The sequence below is a fragment of the Dactylosporangium sp. NPDC005572 genome (assembly GCF_040605515.1).
In the GTDB taxonomy this organism is placed as follows: Bacteria; Actinomycetota; Actinomycetes; order Mycobacteriales; family Micromonosporaceae; genus Dactylosporangium.
Window position 1 is genome coordinate 1 of the sequence record NZ_JBEXCY010000381.1, and the last position, 4,953, is coordinate 4,953.

General features: G+C 73.6%; 6 protein-coding genes. 2 read left to right on the forward strand and 4 right to left on the reverse strand.

The window, feature by feature from the left end; translation table 11 throughout:
- Positions 1-55: 55 nt before the first annotated feature.
- Together ABZS66_RS60305 and ABZS66_RS60310 are read right to left on the reverse strand one after the other, a co-directional pair.
- The gene (locus ABZS66_RS60305) at positions 56-832 is read right to left on the reverse strand and encodes an SGNH/GDSL hydrolase family protein (protein ID WP_354773804.1); all 777 of its coding nucleotides are present in this window, start codon (positions 830-832) and stop codon (positions 56-58) included.
- The gene (locus ABZS66_RS60310; protein ID WP_354773811.1) at positions 829-1,821 is read right to left on the reverse strand and encodes an SGNH/GDSL hydrolase family protein; all 993 of its coding nucleotides are present in this window, start codon (positions 1,819-1,821) and stop codon (positions 829-831) included. The genes ABZS66_RS60305 and ABZS66_RS60310 overlap by 4 nt, the downstream gene beginning before the upstream one ends.
- A 275-nt stretch (positions 1,822-2,096) precedes the next feature.
- On the opposite strand from ABZS66_RS60310, the gene ABZS66_RS60315 reads away from it, so the two are divergent.
- Both ABZS66_RS60315 and ABZS66_RS60320 read left to right on the forward strand, forming a co-directional pair.
- On the forward strand, positions 2,097-2,447 hold the full coding sequence (locus tag ABZS66_RS60315; RefSeq protein ID WP_354773806.1) for a DUF1232 domain-containing protein: 351 nt from the start codon (positions 2,097-2,099) through the stop codon (positions 2,445-2,447).
- 37 nt (positions 2,448-2,484) lie between these two features.
- Positions 2,485-3,849 carry a cystathionine beta-synthase gene (locus tag ABZS66_RS60320; RefSeq protein ID WP_354773808.1) on the forward strand — a complete coding sequence of 455 codons (1,365 nt, stop codon included), beginning with the start codon at positions 2,485-2,487 and terminating at the stop codon, positions 3,847-3,849.
- On the opposite strand, the gene ABZS66_RS60325 is transcribed toward ABZS66_RS60320, so the two are convergent.
- On the reverse strand, positions 3,815-4,168 hold the full coding sequence (locus ABZS66_RS60325) for a hypothetical protein (protein ID WP_354773810.1): 354 nt from the start codon (positions 4,166-4,168) through the stop codon (positions 3,815-3,817). The genes ABZS66_RS60320 and ABZS66_RS60325 overlap by 35 nt on opposite strands.
- Positions 4,165-4,935 (reverse strand): Bax inhibitor-1/YccA family protein, encoded by a 771-nt coding sequence (locus tag ABZS66_RS60330; protein WP_354773813.1) that lies wholly within the window; start codon positions 4,933-4,935, stop codon positions 4,165-4,167. Before ABZS66_RS60330 ends, ABZS66_RS60325 begins: the two co-directional genes overlap by 4 nt.
- Between the last annotated feature and the right edge of the window lie 18 nt (positions 4,936-4,953).

Genomic DNA, 4,953 nt, shown 5'->3' on the forward strand with positions numbered 1-4,953 from the left:
GTTCCAGGTCCGCGTTCCAGGTCCGCGTTCCAGGTCCGCGTTCCAGGTCCGCGTTTCAGGCCCGTACGGCCGCCGCCTCCTCGACGGCGGGGAGCAGGGCGTGGGCCCAGACCCGGTAGCCGTCGGCCGAGGGGTGGAAGCCGTCGTGGCACAGCGTGCCCGCGTCGGCCCGGAAGACGGCGCCGGTGCGCGCGCCCAGGTCGACGACCACGGCCCCGGCCGCCGACGCCGCGGCCGCCTGCAGCCGGGCGATCCGGCGGCTGCGCAGCCCGAGCAGCTGGCGCAGCGGCGGGGCGAACGCGCGGAGCGCGCCGAAGTCGGGGCAGGTGCCGACGACGACCGGGATGTCGGCGTCGCGCAGCCGGCGGCTGGCCGCGCCGAGGTGCTCGGCCGCGTCGGCGCCCGAGCCCAGGTGGGTGACGTCGTTCGTGCCGACGAGCACCAGCGCCACGTCCGGCCGGGGCCCGACGAGCGCCCGGGCGACCTGGGTGGCCAGGTCGGACGAGCGCGAACCGGCCACGGCCACGCTCGACAGCTCGACCCGGCGGCCGGCCGAGCCCTCGGCCAGCAGCGCGGCGAGCTGGCCGCCGACGGTGTCGGCCACCCGGTCGACGCCGACGCCGAGCGCCGTCGCGTCGCCGAGCAGCACCAGCCGCATCGGCGGCTTGCCGGTCGCGCCGATCGACGAGCGCATCGCGAGGCGCATGTCGGGCTTGGCGTAGGTGCGGGTCCGCGCCGCGAGGGCCTGGGCCGCCAGCACGGCGGCGCCGCCGACGGTGCCGGCGACCAGGGTCACGGTGGCGAGGCGGGCGAGCCGCCGCACGACGCTCATGTCAGCTCCTCACTCCGCGCGGCGCTCGGCTGCCGTGCGGCCTGCTGCGGCAGCCGGTGCCAGACCCGGTGGCGCAGCTGCGCCCACCGGCCGGCCGGGCCGCGGTCCTTGCCGGCGACCTGGGTCGCGCTGACCTCGGTGCCGGGACGGTGGGCCGCCTCGGCGGCCGCCTGGGGCAGCGACCGGACGCCCTCGCCGGCGGCGAGGCCCGGGACCGCCGCCAGGGCGGGCTCGGTCAGCGCGGCCACCACGGTAGGCAACACCGCCTGGGCGGCGGCCAGGTAACCGGCACCGGACGGGTGGAACCGGTCCAAGCTGAACATCCGGTCGGGGTCGGCGTAGAACAGCTCACCGAGGAGGTCACCCAGGGACACGGTACGCCCGCCGGCCTCGACGACCGCAATGGTCTGCGCGGTCGCCATCTGCCGGCTCCAGTGCCGGGCCAGCCAGCGCAGCGGCGGCTGGATCGGCCGGATCGTGCCGAGGTCGGGGCAGGTGCCGACGACCACCTCGACGCCGGCCGCGCGCAGCGTGCGCACCGCGTCGACCAGGTGGCGGACCGCGGTCCGGACGCTCACCCGGTGGGTCACGTCGTTGCCGCCGATGCTGATCACCGCCACGTCGGGGCGGTGCCGCAGCGCGACCTCGACCTGCGGCGGGAGGCCCTTCGACTCGGCCCCGACGACCGCGAGGCAGCGCATCCAGACCGGCCGCCGCTGCTGCTCGGCGAGGCCGGCCGCGACGGCTGCGGCGAACGTCTCGCTCGGCTGCTCGGCGCCGTAGCCGGCGGCCGACGAGTCGCCGAGCACCACCAGGCGGATCGGCTCGCCGTCGTAATGCGCGCCGTACGTGCCGTCGGCCCGCGGCGGCGGGCTGATCACCTGCGGAATCGTCTTCCGCGCGAGCAGCGCCTGGCCCAGGACCAGCCCGTAGAACAACGCCCCGGCCCCCGCGATCCCCCCGCCACCGACCGCCGCCGCCGTGGCGATCCGCCGCACCTGCTCCGACTGAAGCTTCAACGCCCCCGCCCCTTCCCCCAAAGCCTCTGCGACCCCGAGGCTAGCCCCCGCTTCCCAAGTGTTCCTCGCCATTCGTCCGCTTTGCGATCGTCCTCATTCCGACCGGTGGAGCAACCAGGCCGCCCGCCCGGATCGGTCGGCCAAACCTTTCCATTCTTACCGCGCGCGTCGCAGTGACGGTTGCCGCTCGATGGTGACGGGCACCATTACATTCGAGGGCCGGGACACTCGGGAGGACGGCAATCATGGCGGACGGCGCGCTCAAACGACACTTGGCGTGGACGGCGTTACTGCGGGTGTTCAAGCCCGGCACGCCGGGCGTCGGGCGGCGGCTCGCCGCCATCCCGCGGATGATCAAGGCGACCTTCAAGCGTGAGTACGACGGCGGCGCCCGGCTGGCCATGATCGCCGTCGCCGGCGCGTACATCGTGTCGCCGATCGACGCGGTGCCCGAGCTGTTCCTGCTGATCCTGGGCGTGGTCGACGACGTCGCCGTGGCCGGGTACTTCGCCGGCGCCCTCATGGACGAGCTGGAGCGCTTCCTGGAGTGGGAGAAGCGGCGGGAGAGCGTCATTCCCGGGCACGTCGTCGGGTGAGCGTCGGGTGAGCACGGCCCGGCTATACGCTGGGCACGTGCGCTACTACGACAACGTCGTCGAGTTGGTGGGCAACACCCCCCTCGTCCGGCTCCGCAACGTCACGTCCGGCATCCCCGGCACGGTCCTCGCCAAGGTCGAGTACCTGAACCCCGGCGGCAGCGTGAAGGACCGCATCGCGCTGCGCATGGTCGAGGAGGCCGAGGAGGCCGGGCTGCTGAAGCCCGGCGGCACCATCGTCGAGCCGACCTCCGGCAATACCGGCGTCGGGCTCGCCCTGGTGGCGCAGCTGCGGGGGTACCGCTGCGTCTTCGTCTGCCCCGACAAGGTGAGCGAGGACAAGCAGAACGTCCTGCGCGCCTACGGGGCCGAGGTCGTCGTCTGCCCGACCGCGGTCGCCCCCGAGGACCCGCGCTCCTACTACAACGTCTCCGACCGGCTGGCCCGCGAGATCCCCGGCGCCTGGAAGCCCGACCAGTACGCGAACCCGGCCAACCCCCGCTCCCACTACGAGACCACCGGCCCGGAGGTCTGGGAGCAGACCGAGGGCCGCGTGACGCACTTCGTCGCCGGCGTCGGCACCGGCGGCACCATCTCGGGCGTCGGGCGCTACCTCAAGGAGGTCTCCGGCGGCGCCGTCCGCATCGTCGGCGCCGACCCCGAGGGCTCCGTCTACTCGGGCGGCACCGGCCGGCCGTACCTGGTCGAGGGCGTCGGCGAGGACTTCTGGCCCACGACGTACGACCGGGAGATCTGCGACGAGATCGTCGAGGTCTCCGACAAGGAGAGCTTCGAGCTCACCCGCCGCCTGGCCCGCGAGGAGGGCCTGCTGGTCGGCGGCTCGTGCGGCATGGCGGTCGCGGCGGCCCTGCGCGTGGCGGCCGAGGCCGGCCCCGACGCGGTCGTGGTCGTCCTGCTCCCGGACGGCGGCCGCGGTTACCTCTCGAAGATCTTCAACGACGGCTGGATGGCCCGCTACGGCTTCCTGCGCACCGCCGCCGAGACCCCCACGGTCGCCGACGTGCTCGTCGGCAAGGACGGCGGGATGCCCCAGATGGTCCACGTCCACCCGAACGAGACGGTCCGCGACGCGATCGACTACATGCGCGAGTACGGCGTCTCCCAGCTGCCGGTCCTCAAGGCCGAGCCGCCGGTCGTCACGGGCGAGGTGGCCGGCTCGATCGCCGAGCGCGACCTGCTCGACGCGCTGTTCTCCGGCCAGGCCCACCTGCACGACATCGTCGAGCGCCACATGGGCGACCCGCTGCCGATGATCGGCGGCGGCCAGCCGGTGGGCGAGGCGGTGGCCCTCCTGGAGAAGGCCGACGCCGCCGTGGTGCTCGTGGACGGCAAGCCGGCCGGCGTCATCACCCGCCAGGACCTGCTGGCCCACCTGACGTAGGGCGCAGCGCGTCGCGCAGGGCCGTCACCGCCTCCACGGCGGCGGGGACGGCCCTTGGCGCGTGGCGGGCCAGGTCGGCCGCCAGGACCCGCAGCTGGTCCGGGAGGGCCAGGTCGTTGTCCAGCCGGGGCACCGGGCGCGGTGGCGCGCCCTCGGCCGTCGCCGCGGCGTCGGCCAGGGTCTGCAGGGTCCCGTGGAACGCCTCGGCGCGGGAGCGGCCCGGAACGGCACTGGACGCCGCCCAGCGGGACGGCGTCCAGTGTGCGACCTGGCCGACCAGCCTGTGCACCGCGGCGCCCAGCTGATCGCCGGTGGTCATCGGCGCAGGTAGCTCAGCAGGCGCAGGATCTCGTAGTACAGGAAGATCAGGCCGACGAGGATGCCGAACGCGCAGTACCACGCGTACTTCTCCGGCAGGCCGTAGCGGATGCCCTGGTCGACGGCGTCGAAGTCGAGGATGAAGGTCAGCGCGCCGACCACCACCACGACGAGGCTGAAGACGATGGGCAGCCAGCCGACCTTGCCGCTGGTGCCGTAGTCACGCAGGCCCAGGTTGATGTCGAACAGGAAGAACAGGTAGTTGGCCAGGCTCAGGACCACCACGCCGATGAGCGCGCCGATCACCATCTTGGTGAAGCGCGGGGTGGCGCGCAGCACCTTGAACTTGTAGAGCACGGCCATGATCGCGAAGATGCCGAACGTGCCGATGACGGCCTGGAAGACGATGCCGTTGTACAGGCTCTCGAACCAGCGGCTGACGAGGCCCAGCGCGACGCCCTGGAGGGCGGCGTAGGGCAGGATCACGGCCGGGTTGGTGACCCGCATGAAGGAGATGACCAGGCCGAGCACGAGCCCGGCGATGACCGAGCCGATGGCGGCGATCGCCGTGATGGCGCCGCCGGCCGGCAGCAGGACCCACGCACCGGCGCCGAAGATGCCGGTGACGGCGAGCAGCGCGACCGTGCGGACGACGACGTCGTCCATGGTCATCACGCGCGGGTAGGACGGTGCGTATCCCACGCCTGTCGAGCGCTCTTGTCGCGCCGCCTCACCAAGGCGGGTGAGCACCGGGTTGGAACTCTGCACGATCAGCCTCCAGGGGCG

Bases quoted from the DNA above. Each gene is read 5' to 3' on its own strand.
- ABZS66_RS60325 (WP_354773810.1), bottom strand. From the start codon at position 4,168: ATGACCACCGGCGATCAGCTGGGCGCCGCGGTGCACAGGCTGGTCGGC.
- ABZS66_RS60315 (WP_354773806.1), top strand. From the start codon at position 2,097: ATGGCGGACGGCGCGCTCAAACGACACTTGGCGTGGACGGCGTTACTG.
- ABZS66_RS60305 (WP_354773804.1), bottom strand. From the start codon at position 832: ATGAGCGTCGTGCGGCGGCTCGCCCGCCTCGCCACCGTGACCCTGGTC.